19 protein-coding genes and 1 pseudogene are annotated in these 18,769 nt (G+C 73.4%); 17 read left to right on the forward strand and 3 right to left on the reverse strand.

Annotated elements, in window-relative coordinates:
• On the forward strand, positions 1-2,613 hold a 2,613-nt coding region (locus NH602_RS14265), incomplete at its 5' end, for a bifunctional [glutamine synthetase] adenylyltransferase/[glutamine synthetase]-adenylyl-L-tyrosine phosphorylase (protein WP_253068062.1).
• Here the strand turns inward: NH602_RS14265 and NH602_RS14270 are convergent.
• Positions 2,592-3,557, reverse strand: a complete 966-nt coding sequence (locus tag NH602_RS14270; RefSeq protein ID WP_253068063.1) for a MerR family transcriptional regulator — start codon at positions 3,555-3,557, stop codon at positions 2,592-2,594. The two genes, NH602_RS14265 and NH602_RS14270, sit on opposite strands and share 22 nt — an antisense overlap.
• A gap of 37 nt (positions 3,558-3,594) precedes the next feature.
• Between NH602_RS14270 and NH602_RS14275 the strand changes: the two genes are divergently transcribed.
• From NH602_RS14275 to NH602_RS32220, 7 genes and pseudogenes are all read left to right on the forward strand, one after another.
• The gene (locus NH602_RS14275) at positions 3,595-4,488 is read left to right on the forward strand and encodes a TIGR03619 family F420-dependent LLM class oxidoreductase (protein WP_179762411.1); all 894 of its coding nucleotides are present in this window, start codon (positions 3,595-3,597) and stop codon (positions 4,486-4,488) included.
• A gap of 27 nt (positions 4,489-4,515) precedes the next feature.
• Positions 4,516-5,229, forward strand: coding sequence for a M50 family metallopeptidase (locus NH602_RS14280; RefSeq protein WP_253068064.1), 714 nt, complete (start codon positions 4,516-4,518; stop codon positions 5,227-5,229).
• Between the two features lie 12 nt (positions 5,230-5,241).
• The gene (locus NH602_RS14285) at positions 5,242-5,664 is read left to right on the forward strand and encodes a nitroreductase/quinone reductase family protein (RefSeq protein ID WP_253068065.1); all 423 of its coding nucleotides are present in this window, start codon (positions 5,242-5,244) and stop codon (positions 5,662-5,664) included.
• A gap of 65 nt (positions 5,665-5,729) precedes the next feature.
• The gene (locus tag NH602_RS14290; RefSeq protein ID WP_073574172.1) at positions 5,730-6,164 is read left to right on the forward strand and encodes a heme-binding protein; all 435 of its coding nucleotides are present in this window, start codon (positions 5,730-5,732) and stop codon (positions 6,162-6,164) included.
• A 728-nt stretch (positions 6,165-6,892) separates the two neighbouring features.
• Entirely contained in the window at positions 6,893-7,159 is a 267-nt protein-coding gene (locus tag NH602_RS14295; RefSeq protein ID WP_073574171.1) for a GlsB/YeaQ/YmgE family stress response membrane protein, read from the forward strand.
• A gap of 197 nt (positions 7,160-7,356) precedes the next feature.
• Positions 7,357-7,554, forward strand: a pseudogene (locus NH602_RS14300) (cold-shock protein); the annotation flags it as partial.
• A gap of 27 nt (positions 7,555-7,581) precedes the next feature.
• A complete protein-coding gene (locus tag NH602_RS32220) occupies positions 7,582-8,295 on the forward strand; it encodes a cold shock domain-containing protein (RefSeq protein WP_337826694.1) in 714 nt (237 codons plus the stop codon).
• A gap of 86 nt (positions 8,296-8,381) precedes the next feature.
• Here NH602_RS32220 and glnA read toward each other — a convergent pair whose 3' ends face one another.
• Positions 8,382-9,803, reverse strand: coding sequence for a type I glutamate--ammonia ligase (gene glnA / locus NH602_RS14315; protein WP_253068066.1), 1,422 nt, complete (start codon positions 9,801-9,803; stop codon positions 8,382-8,384).
• 183 nt (positions 9,804-9,986) lie between these two features.
• Here glnA and NH602_RS14320 point away from each other — a divergent pair, with 183 nt between their 5' ends.
• Positions 9,987-10,457 carry an RDD family protein gene (locus NH602_RS14320; RefSeq protein WP_073574170.1) on the forward strand — a complete coding sequence of 157 codons (471 nt, stop codon included), beginning with the start codon at positions 9,987-9,989 and terminating at the stop codon, positions 10,455-10,457.
• Positions 10,458-10,468: 11 nt separating this feature from the next.
• On the opposite strand, the gene NH602_RS14325 is transcribed toward NH602_RS14320, so the two are convergent.
• Positions 10,469-11,146 carry a GntR family transcriptional regulator gene (locus tag NH602_RS14325; RefSeq protein WP_253068067.1) on the reverse strand — a complete coding sequence of 226 codons (678 nt, stop codon included), beginning with the start codon at positions 11,144-11,146 and terminating at the stop codon, positions 10,469-10,471.
• A 123-nt stretch (positions 11,147-11,269) separates the two neighbouring features.
• Here NH602_RS14325 and NH602_RS14330 point away from each other — a divergent pair, with 123 nt between their 5' ends.
• The 8 genes from NH602_RS14330 to NH602_RS14365 all read left to right on the forward strand — a co-directional run.
• Complete coding sequence (locus NH602_RS14330) at positions 11,270-12,313, forward strand: LuxR C-terminal-related transcriptional regulator (protein WP_253068068.1); 1,044 nt, start codon at positions 11,270-11,272, stop codon at positions 12,311-12,313.
• Positions 12,314-12,520: 207 nt separating this feature from the next.
• Positions 12,521-12,973 carry a heme-binding protein gene (locus NH602_RS14335; protein ID WP_224402122.1) on the forward strand — a complete coding sequence of 151 codons (453 nt, stop codon included), beginning with the start codon at positions 12,521-12,523 and terminating at the stop codon, positions 12,971-12,973.
• Complete coding sequence (locus NH602_RS14340) at positions 12,970-13,830, forward strand: MIP/aquaporin family protein (protein WP_100878064.1); 861 nt, start codon at positions 12,970-12,972, stop codon at positions 13,828-13,830. Before NH602_RS14335 ends, NH602_RS14340 begins: the two co-directional genes overlap by 4 nt.
• Positions 13,827-14,252 carry a diol dehydratase small subunit gene (locus NH602_RS14345; protein WP_073574166.1) on the forward strand — a complete coding sequence of 142 codons (426 nt, stop codon included), beginning with the start codon at positions 13,827-13,829 and terminating at the stop codon, positions 14,250-14,252. The genes NH602_RS14340 and NH602_RS14345 overlap by 4 nt, the downstream gene beginning before the upstream one ends.
• A 3-nt stretch (positions 14,253-14,255) precedes the next feature.
• Positions 14,256-15,977 (forward strand): propanediol/glycerol family dehydratase large subunit, encoded by a 1,722-nt coding sequence (locus NH602_RS14350; protein ID WP_073574165.1) that lies wholly within the window; start codon positions 14,256-14,258, stop codon positions 15,975-15,977.
• Positions 15,974-16,549, forward strand: coding sequence for a propanediol/glycerol family dehydratase medium subunit (locus NH602_RS14355; protein ID WP_073574164.1), 576 nt, complete (start codon positions 15,974-15,976; stop codon positions 16,547-16,549). Before NH602_RS14350 ends, NH602_RS14355 begins: the two co-directional genes overlap by 4 nt.
• Before the next feature lie 11 nt (positions 16,550-16,560).
• Positions 16,561-18,429 carry a diol dehydratase reactivase subunit alpha gene (locus tag NH602_RS14360; protein ID WP_253068069.1) on the forward strand — a complete coding sequence of 623 codons (1,869 nt, stop codon included), beginning with the start codon at positions 16,561-16,563 and terminating at the stop codon, positions 18,427-18,429.
• On the forward strand, positions 18,426-18,769 hold a 344-nt coding region (locus tag NH602_RS14365; protein WP_253068070.1), incomplete at its 3' end, for a glycerol dehydratase reactivase beta/small subunit family protein. The genes NH602_RS14360 and NH602_RS14365, both read left to right, overlap by 4 nt.

Genomic DNA, 18,769 nt, shown 5'->3' on the forward strand with positions numbered 1-18,769 from the left:
GGGACGGCCGGGGGAGCGCGGGCGTCGCTGACCGGCGCCGAGGCCGTCGCCGCGCTGCGCACGGCCTACCGCGACGAGCTGCTCGGCCTCGCCTCGGCCGACCTGGCCGCCGTCGGGGACCCGGGTCTGCCGGTGATGGAGGTCGACGACGTCGCCGCCCAGCTCGCCGACCTCGCCGAGGCCGCGCTGTCGGCGTCGCTGGCGGTGGCCGCGGCCGAGCTGGACCCGCCCGAGGAGCTGCGGCTCGCGATCATCGGGCTCGGCAAGTGCGGTGGCCGGGAGCTCAACTACGTCTCCGACGTCGACGTCGTGTTCGTCGCCGAACCCGGCGGGGAGCTCACCCAGGCCGCGACGAAGCTCGCGTCGCGGGTCATGCGCATCGCGGGGGAGGCCTGTTTCGAGGTCGACGCGAACCTGCGCCCCGAGGGCCGCCAGGGCGCACTGGTGCGGACCCTCGAGGGGCACGTGGCGTACTACAAGCGGTGGGCGAAGACCTGGGAGTTCCAGGCGCTGCTCAAGGCCCGCCCGATCGCCGGGGACCGCGAGCTCGGTGCTGCCTACGTCGAGGCGCTGTCGCCGATGGTGTGGCAGGCCTCCACCCGCGACGACTTCGTGACCGACGTGCAGGCCATGCGGGCCCGGGTCATCGAGAACATCCCCTCCGAGCAGCGCGAACGCGAGCTGAAGCTCGGCCGCGGCGGGCTGCGCGACGTCGAGTTCGCCGTCCAGCTGCTGCAGCTGGTGCACGGCCGGGGCGACGACTCGCTGCACTCGGGCAACACCCTGGTCGCGCTGGCCGCGCTGTCGGAGAGCGGCTACGTCGGCCGCGACGACGGCGCCAACCTCGCCGCGTCCTACCGGTTCCTGCGCCTGCTGGAGCACCGGCTGCAGCTGCAGAAGCTGCGCCGCACCCACCTGCTCCCGGCCGCCGACGACACCGACGGGCTGCGCTGGCTCGCCCGGGCCGCGAGGATCCGCCCGGACGGGCGCCGCGACGTCGTCGGGGTGCTGGTCGACGAGTGGCAGCGCAACGCGCGCCGCGTCACCCGGCTGCACGAGAAGCTGTTCTACCGGCCGCTGCTGTCGGCGGTGTCCCGGCTGGCCGCCGACGGCGCCGACGCCGTGCTGTCCCCGGAGGCGGCGAAGGCACGGATGAAGGCGCTGGGCTGGGCGTCGCCGGAGGGGGCGCTCGGGCATCTGCGGGCGCTCACCGGCGGGGTGTCGCGGGCCGCGTCGATCCAGCGGGCGCTGCTGCCGGTGCTGCTGGACTCGCTGTCGCGCAGCCCCGACCCCGACCGCGGCCTGCTCGCCTACCGGCGGGTGTCCGAGGCGCTCGCCGACACCCCCTGGTACCTGCGGCTGCTGCGCGACGAGGGCGCGGTCGCACAGCGACTGATGACGCTGCTCGGCACGTCGGCACTGGTCCCGGACCTGCTGGCCCGCGCGCCGGAGGTGCTGCGGATGCTGGCGACCTCCTCGGGGGTGCAGAGCCCGGAGCTGACCAGGGACCCGGCCGAGGTGTCGATGGCGCTGCGCACCACCGTCGCCCGGCAGAGCACGCCGGAGGCCGCGGTGGCGTCGGCGCGGTCCTACCGCCGCCACGAGATGCTGCGGATCGCCTGCGCCGACCTGCTCGGCCTGCTGCCCGTCGACGCGGTGTGCACGGCGCTGAACTCGGTCAACGAGGCGGTGCTGGCCGCGACCCTGGACGCGGTGCTACGCGCGGAGTCCGAGCGCCCGGCCGTCCTGTCGGTGATCGGGATGGGCCGCCTCGGCGGCGGCGAGTCCAGCTACGGCAGCGACGCCGACGTCATGTTCGTCTGCCGGCCCGCCGAGGGCGTCGACGACCACACCGCGGTGAGGTGGGCGACCCGGGTGGTGGAACGCGTGCGGCGGCTGCTCGGCTCACCCAGCCCGGACCCGGCGCTACCGGTCGACGCGGACCTGCGCCCGGAGGGCCGGTCCGGGCCGATGGTGCGCACCCTGGCCTCCTACCGCGAGTACTACGCCCGCTGGGGTGAGGTGTGGGAGGCCCAGGCGCTGCTGCGGGCCCGCCCGATCGCGGGGGACCGGACGCTGGGCCGCGAGTTCACCGCGCTGGTCGACCCGATCCGCTACCCGGCCGACGGCGTGTCGGCGGCCTCGGTGTCGGAGATCCGCCGGATCAAGGCCCGGGTCGACGCCGAGCGGCTGCCCCGCGGCGCGGACCGCACCACCCACACCAAGCTCGGCCTGGGCGGGCTGGCCGACGTCGAGTGGACGGTGCAGCTGCTGCAGCTCCAGCACGCGGGCGACGTCCCCGAGCTGCGCACCCCGTCGACGCTGCACGGGCTGCACGAGGCCGCGGAGGCCGGGCTGATCAGCGCCGGGGACGCCGCCGAGCTGGAGGAGGGCTGGCGCACCGCGACCGCGGCCCGCAACGCGATCATGCTGGTCAAGGGCAAGCCCGGCGACCAGCTCCCGCGTTCGGGGCGGGAGCTGGCCGCCGTCGCCGTCGCGCTCGGGTACCCGGCGGGCGGCGATCCGGGGGAGTTCCTCGACGATTACAAGCGCGTCACGCGGCGGGCCCGCGCGGTCGTCGAGCGGGTGTTCTACGGCTGGTCCGAGGACTGACCGACCGGTGCCGAGCGCAGTGCCGCGGCGAACCACTCGAACGCCGGAACCGCGGGCTCGCGGGCCGGCCAGCCGTTGAGCACCCCGAGCAGCGTCCAGTAGCGCTCGACGCGGCGGTCGGCGAACAGCTCCACGCTGTTCGCGGTCCGGGCGCGGGCCGCCGCGTCCTGCCCCTCGACGCCGGGGATGCGGGCGAGGACGCGGGCCGCCTCCGCGCTCGCCGGGTCGACGCCCGCGGCGAGCGCGGCCCCGGCGTGCTCGGCCACCGCGGCGGGGTCGGCCCCCCGCTCGTGGTGCTCGGGGGCGGTGGCCCCGGTGACGGCCATCTCCCGGCACCGGGCCCGGAACCCCGGGTCGGCGACCAGCTCGGCCAGCTCCACCCAGGCCCCCACCTGCTCGGGGGTCGGGTCGTCGGGGAGTTCGGCGGGCATCGACCGCATGCCGGTGGCGATGCCCGCGCCGGGCGCGTCGTCGTCGATGCCGGCGAAGGTCTCGGTCACGAAGTCGTCGATCAGGTGCTGGCGCTGGGCCGCGGACAGCCGGGCGAGGTCGTTCATCAGGGTCACGCTCCGTTCGTCGGGTGGGGTGTCACCGGCTCCGGTGCGGGCGAGCAGGGCGCACACCGCGCGCTGCGCCCGCAGCTCCCGGATCCGGTCGTCCAGGGCCCGGACGTGTGCCGCCGCGATCTCGCCGACCCCCCGTCGGCGAGACAGCACGGCGCGCACGTCGTCCAGGCCCAGGCCTAGCTCGCGCAGGGTGCGCACGAGGTCGAGCCGTGCGACCGCGGCCGGTCCGTAGACCCGGTGGCCCGCGCCGTTGCGGTCGGCGGGGACGAGCCCCTCGTCCGACCAGAAACGGAGCGTGCGCACGGGGACCTCGCTGCGCCGGGCGAGCTGCCCGATCGTCAGCGTGACAGGGTGATCATCGGTAGGTGGTGCGGTCACGGGTACAGCGTCGGGTGTTCCAGCGGCTGGAGGTCAAGTGCGAATCGGTTTCGGGATCCCGCAGTTCGGTGCGGCCGCGGCCCACGTGGACGGGACGATGCGGTTCGCGGCGGGCGCCGAGGAGCGCGGCGCGGCGAGCCTGTGGACCGGCGACCGGCTGCTGGTGGCCGTCGACCCGACGGTCGGCTACGGCGGCGGGCCCGGCGGCCCGGGCAGCGTGCCCGAGCAGTTCACCGCCGCGCACGACCCGCTGGCGCTGCTGACCGCGGCGGCCGCCGTCACCGCGCGGGTGCAGCTCGGCACCAGCACGCTCAACGCGCCCTGGTACCCGGCGGCGCTGCTGGCCCGGCAGGCGGCGACGATCGACAATCTGTCGGGCGGACGGCTGCTGTTGGGCCTCGGCATCGGCTGGTCGCCCGAGGAGTACGACGCGGTGGGTGTCCCGATGGGTGAGCGCGGCGCCCGGCTCGACGAGACCCTCGACCTGTTCGACGCCTGGTGGCACGACGACCCGGTGGAGTTCACCGGCCGGTTCGCGAGCGTCGCGCCGTCGTACGTGCACGCCCGGCCGCGGCACGTGCCGGTCTACCTGGGCGGCTTCAGCCCCCGGGCACGCCGGAGGATCGCGGAACGGGCCGACGGGTTCCTGCCGGTCGTCACCTCCGACGTCACCGACCTCGACGCCGCGGTCTCCGCGCCCTGGGCGGACCTGCGTGCCGCCGCGGCCGAGGCGGGCCGCCCCGCCGACGCGATCGGCGCGGTGCTGCGGGTGAACCCGAAGCCGGGGGAGACCGCCGCCGACGCCGCCGCGCTGGTGCGCCGGGCGGCCACCGACACCGACGTCGACCACACCTTCGTCGACCTCATGTATCTGGCGGACGACACCGGCTCGGCGCTGGAGGCGGTCGAGGAGATCCTCGGCGCGGTGTGACCGGGCCCCGCTGGTTGACTGGGGTGCGTGGCAGACCTCGACGTGATCACCCGCGGGTACGAGCTCGTCGCGGCCCGGCCGGCGTCGCTGCTGGCCGCGCTGCTGGCCCTGACGGTCGTCGCGTGGCGGCCGTCCTGGCGGCTGACGCGCACCGCGGTCACGATCGCCCACGAGGGCGGGCACGCACTCGTCGCGGTCCTGGTCGGGCGGGGCCTGGCCGGGATCCGGCTGCACGCCGACTCCTCCGGCGTCACGCACTCCACCGGGGCCGGGCGGGGCCCCGGCGTGGTCGCGATGTTCTCCGCCGGCTACGTCTTCCCGCCGCTGCTCGGCCTCGGCGGTGCGGTGCTGGTCGCGGCGGACGAGGCGCAGGCGATGCTGTGGATCGCGGTGGTGCTGCTGGCCGCGACGCTGCTGCAGATCCGCAACCTCTACGGGGGACTGGCCGTCGTCGCGACCGGTGCGGTGCTCGTGCTCGTCGCGCTGCGTGCCCCGGCCGATCTGCGGACCGGGTTCGCCGCCGCGCTGACCTGGTTCCTGCTGTTCGGCGGGGTGAAGGCCTGTCTGGAGCTGCGCCGCGGCCGTCGCGGGGGCCGGCTGCGCCACTCCGACGCCGACCGGCTCGCCGAGCTCACCCCGCTCGGCGGCGGGGCGTGGGCAGCGGTGTTCGTCCTCGTCGCGTTCGCCGCGACGCTCGCCGCCTGCTGGGTCGTGTTCGCTCCCGGCGGGGCGCCGGCCTGACAGCATGGGGTCATGGCAGAGGACTTCAACACCAGGGTGATCCGCGAGTTCCGGGAGAACGACGGCCGGGTCGGCGAGCCGTTCACCGGCCTGCCGATGATCCTGGTCCACCACGTCGGCGCGAAGAGCGGTGCCGAGCGGATCGCCCCGCTGCGCTGGTTCGCCGACGGTGACCGCTGGGTCGTCGTCGCCTCCGCGGCCGGCGCGCCGCGCCACCCCGCGTGGTTCCACAACCTGATGGCGAACCCGGACGTCACCGCCGAGATCGCCGACGGCGAGGGCGGGGTCGAGACCGTGCCGGTGCATGCGGCCGAGCTCGACGAGACCGACCGCGACCGCGTCTGGGCCTGGATCAAGGAGAACAACGGCGGGTTCGCCGACTACGAGCGCAGGACCGACCGGACGATCCCGTTGGTGGGCCTCACCCGGCGCTGACCGCCGCCCGCGCTGTGTGAGGCCGGGGTGGGCGTGCGCGGCGCGGTGATGGCAGGGTTCGCAGTATGACGATCTCCCTCGAGCAGGCCCAGACCATCGCCGCCGCTGCCCTGGCCCACGGCACCGAGCAGGGCTTCAACCCGCTCACGGTCGCGGTGCTCGACCCGGGCGGCGCGATCGTCGCCCTGGCCCGCCAGGACGGCTCGGGCTTCCTGCGGCCCGACCTCGCCGTCGCCAAGGCCAGCGGTGTGCTCGCCCTCGGCATGACCAACCGCGCGATCGCCGCCCGCGCCGCGGACTCCCCGGAGTTCTTCACCTCGGTGGCGAACCTCGCCGGCGGCAAGATCCTCTCCGTGCCCGGCGGGGTCTTCGTCAAGGACGCGGCCGGCGCGCTGCTCGGCGCCGTCGGGGTGACCGGCGACGCGTCGCTCAACGACGAGGCCGCCGCCCTCGCCGGGATCGAGGCCGCCGGTCTGGTGGCCGTCACCGGCGCCGAGTAGTCCCGCCGTCCCGGAATGTGCCGCACCCCCGGGCGACGAGGTCAGCCCGGGGGCGCGGAGGGGACACGATCCTGCCGCCGAGGAAGGACCGTGCACGTTCGTGGTCGCGCCGAGGGGCGCAGGGTGACGCAGAGGGTCGCGCGTGGCCGGTGCCGTTCCGTGGACACCCGGGCGGTGTCACCGATCGGAGTGGACGGGCCGGTGCGACCCTCACTCCGTGTGACCTGGAACACGGTAGCTCTGAGTCAAGCATCCGCGTCCCGCCCTTGTCAACGAATCCGCGGACGCGGGCGATGAGATGATCTCTGCACCGATTCCGCGTCCGGGATGCTCCGAGCGGACCTGACCCCGAGCGGGGGTCGCATCCGTCCGCGGTGACCGCCTCGTGACGCGCCCGCATCCGGGAAGACCCCGACCGTGCGAACTCCGGCACCTGATGGTGGGGCAGGGGTGTCCTGCGATGTTTCCGTGACCGGCAGTGGTTAGCGTCGGCGACGTCCTACACGACATCGGGAACCGCGTGGTGCCGACGGCCGTACACCGGTCGCCGCACGGGCGCCTCCACGGTGCCGTTCGGAGCAGCCGGAGCGGGACGACGTTCTCCCGTCTCCTGATCGCATCCGAACGGTGACCACCGGGGACGTTTCGCCACGACCCCCACGGGTCACTCGATGCCGACCGGTCAGATTCGGTTCGTCACGAACGGACCGTAAGCGAGGGAGACAGACATGGGCATCATCGCGTGGATCGTGCTGGGGCTGATCGCGGGCGCCATCGCCAAGGCCATCATGCCGGGCAAGGACCCGGGCGGCATCATCGTCACCCTGATCCTCGGTGTCGTCGGAGCGCTGCTCGGCGGCTGGATCGGCAGCGCGGTGTTCGGCGTCGGCCTCGGCGGCTTCTTCAACATCTCCACCTGGCTGCTCGCCATCGTGGGGTCGCTGATCCTGCTGGGGATCTACCGCGTGATCGTGGGCCGCAAGGTCCGCGCCTGACACGCGCGTAACACCCTCGTCGGCGCCCGCCCGGAGACTCTCCGGGCGGGCGCCGACGTATGTCCGGACCCGTCCGCCGGATGCCGCGCGGACCGCCGGTCGGCGCCGTACCGCAGCCCCGCGGGCCCGGCCCGACGGACCGCGAGGTCCGTCGGGGAGACTGGGGCCAGTACCCGACCACCGATCTGGAGTTCTCGATGCCGCACGGGACCGTCCGCTGGTTCGACGCCGAACGGGGTTTCGGCTTCCTCGCCCCCGAGGACGGTTCGCCGGACGTGTTCGTGCACGCCTCCGAGATCGTCGGGGGCGGTGGCGCACCCGTGCTCCGGGAGGGCCAGGTCGTCGAGTTCGAGGTCGGCGAGAACGACCGCGGACCCCAGGCGCTGCGGGTGCGCGTCACGGCCGAGGCGGCCGACAGCGCCGTGGGCCTGCTCGGCACCGTCACCTGGTACGAGCCGGGGAAGGGATACGGCTTCGCGACCCCGGACGGCGGCGGCGCCGACATCTTCGTGCACAGCTCCGCCATCGTGACCGGCGGCGTGGTCACCGAGGGCCAGCGGGTGGCCTTCCTGGTCGTGGAGGGCGAGCGCGGCCCGCAGGCCGGGAACCTGATCCCGCTCGGGGCGGAGGTCGGCCCGCCCGCCGTGGACGACACCGCGGACGACGCCGACGGCACGGTCGCCTGGTACGACGAGGACAAGGGCTTCGGCTTCGTCACCCCCGACTCCGGCGGCGACGACGTCTTCGTCCACGCCCGGGCCCTGGCCGAGGGGCTGACCTGGCTCGCGGAGGGCGACCGCATCGCCTTCGAGGTGGCCCAGGCGGAGAAGGGCCCCCAGGCCCGTGACGTGCATCTGGTCCGGAGCGGTGAGCCCTCGACGGCGCCGAAGCGGTCGGCACCCCCCGCGGGGCCGTCGTCGCGCGAGGTTCCCGCACGGGGCGGCGAGGGCGTCGTCGTCCGCTACGACGAGGACCGCGGCTTCGGGTTCATCTCCCCGGATGCCGGCGGGGACGACCTGTTCGTCCACGTGTCCGTGATCCGGGACGCGGAGCCGCTGCAGAAGGGCGACCGTGTCCGCTACGCGGTGCGGCAGAGCGACCGGGGCCCGCAGGCCGACCGCGTCGAGCGCCTCTGACGGGGCGGCCGACGACCCACCGGACGCGCCGAGGCCCGGCTCCCTGACGGGGGCCGGGCCTCGGCGTGACGTGGGTCAGGTGCGGATCACACGTCGTAGTACAGGGCGAACTCGTACGGGTGCGGGCGCAGCCGCAGCGGGTCGATCTCGTTCTCCCGCTTGTAGGAGATCCAGGTCTCGATCAGGTCGGGCGTGAACACGCCACCCTCGAGCAGGTAGTCGTGGTCCTCCTCGAGCCGGTCGATGACCGCGCCCAGCGAGGACGGGACCTGCGCGATGTCCTTGGCCTCCTCCGGCGGAAGCTCGTAGAGGTCCTTGTCGATCGGGGCCGGCGGCTCGATCTTGTTCTTGATGCCGTCGAGGCCGGCCATCAGCATCGCCGAGAAGGCGAGGTAGGGGTTGCCGGACGAGTCGGGGCAGCGGAACTCGATGCGCTTGGCCTTTGGGCTGTCACCGGACAGCGGGATCCGGATGCAGGCCGAGCGGTTGCGGGCCGAGTAGACCAGGTTGACCGGCGCCTCGAAGCCTGGGACCAGGCGGTGGAACGAGTTCACGGTCGGGTTGGTGAAGGCCAGCAGCGACGGCGCGTGGTGCAGCAGGCCGCCGATGTAGTAGCGGGCGGTGTCGGACAGCCCGCCGTAGCCGGACTCGTCGTGGAACAGCGGCTGGCCGTCCTTCCACAGCGACTGGTGCACGTGCATGCCCGAGCCGTTGTCACCGAACAGCGGCTTCGGCATGAAGGTGGCGGTCTTGCCGTTCTGCCACGCCACGTTCTTCACCAGGTACTTGAAGAGCATGACGTCGTCGGCCGCACGCAGCAGCGTGTCGAACTTGTAGTTGATCTCGGCCTGGCCCGCGGTGCCGACCTCGTGGTGCTCGCGCTCCACCTCGAAGCCCGACGCCTGCATCGTGCTGACGATGTCGGCGCGCAGGTCGGCGTAGTGGTCGACCGGCGGGACGGGGAAGTAGCCGCCCTTGTAGTTGACCTTGTAGCCCAGGTTGCCCCCGACCTCCTCGCGGCCGGTGTTCCACCAGCCCTCCGCGGAGTCGATGTGGTGGTAGGCCTGGTGCGGGTCGGTGCCGAACCGGATCGAGTCGAAGACGTAGAACTCGGCCTCGGGCGCCATGAACGCGGTGTCGGCGATGCCGGAGGCGGTCAGGTACTCCTGCGCCTTGCGGGCGACGTTCCGCGGGTCACGGGAGTAGGGCTCACCGGTGATCGGGTCGTGCACGAAGAAGTTGATGTTCAGCGTCTTGTGCTTGCGGAACGGGTCGACGCGCGCGGTGGACGGGTCCGGGTGCAGCGCCATGTCGGACTCGTTGATCGCCTGGAAACCGCGGACGGAGGAGCCGTCGAAGGCGGCGCCGTTCTCCAGGAGGTCGCCGGCCGTCTTGGCGGGGACGGTGAGGTGCTGCATGACGCCGGGCAGGTCGCAGAACCTGATGTCGACGTACTCGACCTTCTCGTCCGAGATGTACTTGAGTACCTCTTCGGCGTTGCTGAACACTCTCTGGGCTCCTTCATTCGCTGGTGGAGATCGTGGGTGACGGTAGGAGTGGCGTGTTGCTCACCCATCACTCACCTGTTTCACCGACGTTAACTGACCCGACCGCGACATCGATCACGTTCGTCATCGGTGTCCGGTCCGGTCCCGCTCGGTGGTGCGGTTACGGCGCCTACGCTAGAGAGCATGGCCCGTTGGATCGAGTCCTGGCTCCCCGGTTCATCCGCCGGGGGCTCCGCCCCGGCCGGACACCCCGGCGAGCGTTTCGGGCTGCCGGCGACCGGTCACTACTCCGTCGCCGGGTTCGGCCGCCGGGTCGCCGGCGTCTGCCTCGACTGGTTCCTGTCCTACCTGCTGGTGCTGCTGGTCGCCGGGGTCGACGCGCTCGGCACCCCGGAGTTCAGCTGGTGGGTCCTCGGGACCTGGTTCGTGATCACCGCGCTGTCCGTGTCGGTGCTCGGCACGGCACCGGGGCACCTCGCGCTGGGGATGCGGGTCGCGCGCACCGACATGGCGACCCACGTCGGTGTGCCGCGGGCGCTGCTGCGCACCGCGATGATCGCGGTGGTGCTGCCGCCGTTCCTGCGCGACACCGACGGCCGGGGCTGGCACGACCGCGCGAGCCGCACGGTCGTGGTGCGGGTGCTGCGGGGCTGAGGCCCGGCGGCTCAGGCGCTCGCCGGGGGAGCACCCAGAACCGACGCCCGGGTGCCCGCCAGGTGCACCCGGAGCACGGCCACCGCGCCCTGGCGGTCCCGGGCGCGCAGCCCGGCGAGCAGCTGCCGGTGCTCGGCGACCAGGCGCTCGGCCCGGCCGGGGAAGCGGCCGCCCAGTGCACCCATGTTCATCCGCAGCTGCCGGTCGCGCAGCGTCCCGTAGACCTCCAGCAGGATGCTGCGGCACCCGGCCCGCACCAGCACGGTGTGGAACTGGCGGTCGGCCTCGACGAAGGCGAGCTCGTCGCGCGCGGCCACGGCGGCGAGCTGGTCCTCGATCGCGGCGTCCATCGCGGCGGTGATGTGCTCCAGGGTCTCGTCGTCGACCCCCACGACGGTGGCGATCGCGTGCGACTCGATGACGTCGCGGGCCTCGACGACGGCGTCCACCTCACCGGGGGAGACCGGTACCACGAGCGCGCCGCGCTTGGGATAGAGCTTCAGCAGACCCTCGGCCTGCAGCTGCAGGAACGCCTCGCGGACCGGCGTGCGGCTCAGCGCGAGCGGCCGCGCGACCTGACCCTCGCTGATCAGCTCGCCCGCGGGCAGGGAGCCGTCGAGGATCCCGGCCTTGGCGAACCGGTACGCCCGTTCGGTGGCGCTACCGCTCGCCCGTGACCCGTCGTCCACATCCGAAATGATGCCTGAACACGTCCGGCCCGGGTTCGCGAGGCTTGCCCACCCCGGTCGACATCCCTACCGTTCCCCTCCAGGAATGCGGCATAGATGCAAGATGGATACCGGGAGGACCGGGTGATCCTCGCTCACGGTGCGGCGCAGGACCGGGGTGTGACGACGCTGCTCGACGACCTCGTCCGGCGCACGACCAGCAGGCTGGGCGGTGGTGGCGGCACCGTCGCGTTGCTGGGCGACCCGGCACCGGTCGTGCACCGCGATCCCCTGCCCCCGGTGGAGGACGTGCTGGCCCGCCTGGTCCGGGAGCCCCGCACCCTCCTTGTGGAGGGGGACGGCCCCGGCGCACCGGACGTGCTCGGAACCCCCCTCTGGTGGGACGACGAGTTGCTCGGAGCCTGTGCTTTCGGTGGGGGTGGACGCTTCCGCGATTCCGACGTCGCCGCGGTCGAGGGGTTCGCCGAGCAGGCGGCCGTCGCGGTGATGGCGGCCCGGCTGCTCGCCGACGTCCCGGCGGTCGCGACCGCCCCCGCCGCGCCGCAGCTGCTGCCGGAGCTGCGGGCCGAGCTGGACCGCGCGCTGCGCGCGCTCGGTGCCCGCGGCGGCGTGGTCACCCTGGGTACCGAGCGGGTGCCGGCCCCGGTCGTCGCGACGGGGGTGCACGAGGTCGCGCGGCTGCTGCTCGACAACGCGGTGCTGCACTCCGGTGCGTGCACGCTGCGGGTGGGGCTGGCGTTCGAGACGGGGACGGTCCGTCTGCTCGTCGAGGACGACGGCCGCGGTTTCGACCCCGTCACCGCGTCCCGGTCCGGGCTGGACCGGGTCGAGTCCACCGTGCGCGCCGCCGGCGGCCGGCTGGAGATCGACAGCGTCCCCGGGTGGGGGACGCGCGTGCGGGCCTGCTGGCCCGACCCGCCCACCCCCTGCACAGCGGGTCCGCTCGTCGCGCCGCCCGCCGGCCTGCAGCCGGCCCGCGGCCAGCACACGCTGACCCTGCGGGAGCGGGAGGTCCGCGCACTCGTCGAACAGGGGCTGGCCGACAAGCAGATCGCCACCCGGCTGGCCATCTCGGTCAAGACGGTGGAGAAGCACGTCGGAGCGGTGCTGCGGAAGACCGGTGCCCGCAACCGGACCATGCTCGCGCGTTTCGGCGCGGGCAACTGAGCGAGGGCCGCACGCAGGACGGTGTGGCCGCCGTCGCTGCGGCCGGCCGGGCCACCTGGTCGACGCCGCTTCGGCGACCGGTCCGTCGACCCCTCCGCACCGGCGCCGACTGGGCCGTACGGCCCTCTCCGGAGGGTGTGGGGGTGGGGGTGAGGTAGGGAGAGTCCTCATATCTGCGTGGGTGACCGCGCTCATAGCGTCCTCGTCGTGGCCCGGTACGGACCCGGGCAGCTCGACTCGACGAGGAGTGAGGCCCGGATGCAGCGACTGACCCTCCAGGACGCAGAGAAGGCGCTGGCCGCCGGACTGGCGAAGGCGACCGAGATCGGCCAGCCGATGAACGTGGCGATCGTGGACGACGGCGGTCACCTGCTCGCCTTCGCCCGCCAGGACGGCGCGATCCGCGCGAGCATCGACATCGCCCAGCGCAAGGCGCGCACCTCGATCCTGATGAACCTGCCGACCGCGGCGCTGACCCCGCTGGTGCAGCCCGGTGCCGAGCTCTACGGCCTGGAGCACACCGCCGGTGGCATGGTCATCTTCGGCGGCGGCATCCCGATCCACCGCGACGGTGAGCTCGTCGGCGCGGTCGGGGTCAGCGCCGGCTCGGTGGAGCAGGACGTGACGGTGGCCGAGGCCGCCGTGGCGGCACTCGCGTGAGCCGCGGGGACGCCGGCGAGCTCGCAGCCGAGTTCGCCGGGACCTTCGTCCTGATCCTCATCGGCTGCGGCACCGTCGCCCAGGTCGTGACCTCCGAGGGTGCCAACGGCGACTGGGGCACCCTGGTCTGGGGCTGGGGCGTCGCGGTCACCATGGGCGTCTACATCGCCGGCCGCGTGAGCGGCGCCCATCTCAACCCGGCCGTCACCCTGGCGCTGGCCGTGTTCAAGGGCTTCGCCTGGCGCAAGGTCGTGCCCTACTGGCTGGCCCAGACGGTCGGCGCATTCCTCGCCGCCCTCGTCGTGCGGGCCGTCTACGCCGGCCCGATCGCGGCGGTCGACCCCGGCCACACCGTCGCCACGCAGACCATCTTCTCGACCCTGCCCGGCGAGCACGTCACGATCTTCGCCGCGTTCGGCGACCAGATCGTCGGCACCGCCCTGCTCGTCTTCGTGATCTTCGCGCTGACCAACGCGTTGAACAACCCGCCCGGCGCCAACATGGCGCCCTTCATGATCGGCTTCCTGGTCGTCGGCATCGGCATCGCGTTCGGTGCCAACGCCGGCTACGCGATCAACCCGGCCCGTGACCTGGGCCCCCGACTCGCCTCGTTCGTCACCGGCTACGACACCGCGTTCGTCACCGCCGCCGGTGTCCCGTACTGGTGGCTCCCGATCGTCGCCCCGCTGCTCGGTGGCCTGATCGGAGGCGGCGCCTTCGTCCTGCTGGTCGAGCGCTTCCTCACCCCGGCCGAGCTGGAGGCCGCCGCGACCGGCGAGACCCCCGTCGGCCGCGTCCCGCACCCGGAGGCCCCGGTCGAGCAGCCCGTGGCGTCCCGCCTGGAGGAGACCCGATGACCACCACCCTCGGCCCCACCGACTACCCGCTGTCCGTGCAGCGGCCCGACCTGCTCCGCACCCCGACCGGCCGGCCGCTGGCGGAGGTCACCATGGCCGCCGTCGTGTCCGGGGAGATCCGCAACGAGGACCTCCGCATCTCGCCCGAGACCCTGAAGCTCCAGGGCGAGATCTCCGACTCGGTCGGCCGCCGCCAGCTCGCCGAGAACATGCGGCGTGCCGCCGAACTCACCGCCGTCCCCGACGAGGAGGTCCTCGCGATCTACAACGCGCTGCGGCCCCGCGCCTCGTCGGCCGCCCGGCTCGCGGAGATCGCCGACCGGCTGGAGAACGACTACGCCGCCGCCACCTGCGCCGCGCTCGTCCGCGAGGCCGCGCAGGTCTACGCCGCCCGCGACCTGCTCGCCCGCGAAGGAGACTGACCGATGACCAGCACCCTCCCCGAGGCGGGCACCCCGGCGACCGGGGCCCGGACCTCCAAGCGCACGGACATGCTCGAGTCCCGCCCGGTCAACCTCGACGGCTTCGTCGAGGAATGGCCGGAGAAGGGTCTCGTCGCCATGGAGAGCGACTTCGACCCGCAGCCGAGCGTCCGCGTCGAGAACGGCGTGATCGTCGAGATGGACGGGCGCGAGCGCGCCGAGTTCGACTTCATGGACACCTTCATCGCCGACCACGCGATCGACGTCGAGGTCGCCGAGCGGGCCACCGCGATCCCCTCGACCGACATCGCGCGGATGCTCGTCGACCCGGGCGTCACCCGGGCCGACCTGCTCGACATCACCCGCGGCCTCACCCCGGCCAAGCTGCTCGACGTCGTCAAGCTGCTCAACGTCGTCGAGATCATGATGTCGATGCAGAAGATGCGGGCCCGTCGCAGCCCCGCCAACCAGGCGCACTCCACCAGCGCCCGGGACAACCCCATCCAGGTCGCGGCCGACGCCGCCGAGGCCGCGCTGCGCGGCTTCGCCGAGATGGAGACGACCCTCGGCGTCCTGCGCTACGCCCCGCTCGTGGCCATCGGCCTGCAGGTCGGTGCCCAGTCCGGGCGCGGCGGTGTCATCACCCAGTGCGCGCTGGAGGAGGCCACCGAGCTCGACCTGGGCATGCGCGGCATCACCGGCTACGCCGAGACGATCTCGGTCTACGGCACCGAGTCGGTCTTCGTCGACGGCGACGACACCCCGTGGTCGAAGTCGTTCCTCGCCAGCGCCTACGCCTCCCGCGGCATCAAGATGCGCTTCACCTCGGGCACCGGGTCGGAGGTGCAGATGGGCAACGCCGAGGGCCGCTCCATGCTGTTCCTCGAGATCCGCTGCATCCTGATGGCCAAGGGCGCCGGCGTCCAGGGCCTGCAGAACGGCTCGATCAGCTGCATCGGCGTCCCGGGCGCGGTCCCCGGCGGCATCCGGGCCGTCGCCGCCGAGAACCTGGTCTGCAACATGGTCGACCTCGAGTGCGCGGCCGGCAACGACCAGTCGTTCTCGCACTCGGCGATGCGCCGCACCAGCCGGCTCATGCCGCAGCTGCTGTCCGGTCAGGACCTGGTGTGCTCCGGCTTCTCCGGCGTGCCGAACTCGGACAACATGTTCGCCGGGTCGAACCTCGACGTCGAGGACTACGACGACTGGAACACCATCCAGCGCGACCTGCAGATCGACGGCGGCCTGCGCCACGTCCGCGAGCCGGAGATCCTCGCGGTGCGCGAGAAGGCGGCCCGCGCGATGCAGGCCGTGTTCGCGGAGCTGGACCTGCCCCGGATCACCGACGAGGAGATCGAGGCGGCCACCTACGCCAACTCCAGCGCCGACTACCCGCTGCGCGAGGTCCTCGAGGACCTCAAGGGCGCCCAGTCGGTCATGGACCGCGGCATCACCGGTCTCGACCTGGTCAAGATCCTGGAGCGCACCGGCTTCCACGACGTCGCGGAGAACCTGCTGCAGGTCCTGCGCCAGCGCGTGTCCGGCGACCTGCTCCAGACCTCGGCGATCCTCGACGAGAACTTCGTCCCGCAGGCCGCCATCAACGACGCCAACGACTACGCCGGTCCCGGCACCGGCTACCGCCTGACCGGCGACCGGTGGAACGCCCTGAAGAAGCTGCGCCACGTCACCAGCGCCGAGAACCCCGAGGAGGAGGTCTCGTGAGCACCGCTACCGAGAACCCGTTGTCGCTCACCGAGATCGGGCCCGCCGAGCGCGGCACCCGGCCCGACGAGGTCGTCATCGCGGTGTCCCCGGCGTTCGCCGGGTTCTTCACCCGCACGATCGTCGACGTCCCGCACGCCGAGGTGCTGCGCCAGCTCATGGCGGGCATCGAGGAGCAGGGCGTGACGTCGCGGCTGATCCGGGTGTGGGACACCGCCGACCTGGCGGCCATCGCCCACACCGGCGCGAAGCTGTCCGGCTCCGGGATCTGCGTGGGCCTGCTGTCGCGGGGCACCACGATGATCCATCAGAAGGACCTGGCCCGGCTGTCGAACCTGGAGCTGTTCCCGCAGTCCCCGCTGCTCGACGCCGAGGTGTTCCGCGGCATCGGTTCCAACGCCGCGCAGTACGCCAAGGGCGAGTCGCCGCAGCCGGTGCCGACCCGCAACGACCAGATGGCCCGCCCCCGCTGGCAGGCCAAGGCGGCGCTGCTGCACCTCAAGGAGTTCGAGCAGATCCGCACCGGGGTGCGTCCGGTCGAGGTCGCCCTCGGCGCACCGGTCGCAGGCTGAAGGAGACACAGGTGCACGGGACGGACGGCTCGCGGCTGGTCGTGGGCGTGGACATCGGCAACTCGACGACCGAGGCCTGCGTGGCCTCGATCGACGCCGGCGGCCGGGTCACCTACCTCGGGACCGCCCTGACCCGCACCACCGGGGTCAAGGGGACCCCGGACAACACCGACGGCGCGGTGAAGGCGGTCCGCCGGGCCCTGGAAGGGGCCCGGCGCTCCGCCGACGAGCTGGACGATGTGCTGCTCAACGAGGCGACACCGGTGATCAGCGGTCTCGCCATGGAGACGATCACCGAGACGATCATCACCGAGTCGACGATGATCGGGCACAACCCGGCGACGCCGGGCGGCAGCGGGATCGGGGTCGGCGTCACCGTCGCGATGGAGGACCTCACCGGCCCCGGCCCGGTCCCCGAGGGACCGGTGATCGCCGTCGTCGGGCGCGGGTGGGACTTCGACCGCGTCGCGCGGGTGCTGAACGATGCGCTCGGACGCGGCCTGGAGCTGGTGGCGGCGGTGCTGGCGCAGGACGATGCGGTGCTCGTCGCGAACCGGATCGACGTCTCGATCCCGATCGTCGACGAGGTCGGCGCCGTCGAGCGGGTGCCGCTCGGTATGTCCGCGGCGGTGGAGGTCGCCCTGCCGGGGCGCACCATCCGGACCCTGTCGGACTCCTACGGCCTGGCCACGGTGTTCGAGCTCGACCCCGACCAGACCCGGCAGGTCGCGCCGGTGGCGCGGGCGCTGACCGGGAACCGCTCGGCCGTCGTCGTCCGGACCCCGGCCGGGGACGTGACCGACCGCCGCGTCCCGGTGGGGGAGCTGGTCCTGACCGGGGCCGGCAAGACCCTGCGGGTCGACGTCGACGCCGGCGCCGACGAGATCATGGAGACCCTGGCCCGGGTGCAGCCCCTCGACGACGCGACCGGCCAGCCCGGCACGCACGTCGGCGGGATGCTCGCCCAGGTCCGGGACACGATGACCGACGTGACCGGGCAGCCGGCCGGGGAGATCCGGATCCGCGACGTGCTGGCCATCGACACGTTCGTCCCGCGCGAGGTGCGGGGCGGGCTGGCCGGTGAGGTGTCGCTGGAGAACGCCGTCGCACTCGCCGCGATGGTGCGCACCAGCCGCAGCCGGATGCAGGTCGTCGCCGACCGGGTCGCCGAGACGCTCGGCTGCTCGGCCCGGATCGGCGGCGTCGAGGGCGAGATGGCGGTCCGCGGGGCCCTGACCACCCCGGGCACCGACACACCGATCGCGATCCTCGACATGGGCGGCGGCTCCACCGACGCGGCGCTGCTGCTGCGGGACGGCACGTGCTCCGCGGTGCACGTCGCCGGCGCGGGCGAGCTGGTCACCAAGCTGATCGACTCCGAGCTGGCGCTCGACGACCGTGAGACCGCCGAGCAGGTCAAGTGGTTCCCGCTGGCGAAGGTGGAGAGCTTCTTCCACGTCCGCCACGAGGACGGTTCGGTGCAGTTCTTCACCGAGCCGCTGCCCTCGCACGTGTTCGCCCGGGTCGTCGTCATGACCCCGGACGGGCCCGTCCCGGTGACGACGCGGCACTCCATCGACCACGTCGTGCGGGTGCGCCGGGAGGCGAAGCGCCGGGTGTTCGTGGTGAACGCGCTGCGGGCGCTGCGCCAGGTGGCCCCGAGCGGGTCGCTGCGCATGCTCGACTTCGTCGTGCTGCTCGGCGGGTCCGCGCTGGACTTCGAGATCCCGCAGATGATCGCCGACGCGCTCGCCGGGTCGGGCGTGGTCTGCGGTACCGGTAACGTGCACGGCACCGAGGGTCCGCGCAACGCCGTCGCCTCCGGTCTGGTCGACGCGCACGCGAGCTCGCTGGTCGGCAGCGGGGAGCCGGCGGCATGAGCCACCCGGGCCCGGCGTCGGCCCCGGAGCCGCCGTCGGTCGTCGTCGGGCACCACCCGGACATCCCGGACCCGGTGCTGCGCGAGGTGCTGGCCGGCGCCGAGGAGGAGGGCGTCCCGGTCACGACCTGGCCGGATCCGGGGGCCGTCGGGGGCCCCGACGGTGTCGTCGCGCTGGCCCACCGGGCGGCGCAGCGGTCCCGGCTCGACGTCGGCGTCGGGATCGACGCCGACGGCTCCGTGGTCGTGCACCACACCACGCTGCCCGCCGACCGGCCCGCCTTCACCGAAACCGGTCCGGGGCCGTCCGTGCCGGCCGGCCCGGAGGGGGCCGGGGACCG

It is taken from the genome of Pseudonocardia sp. McavD-2-B, from assembly GCF_024124365.1.
Lineage (GTDB): Bacteria > Actinomycetota > Actinomycetes > Mycobacteriales > Pseudonocardiaceae > Pseudonocardia > Pseudonocardia alni.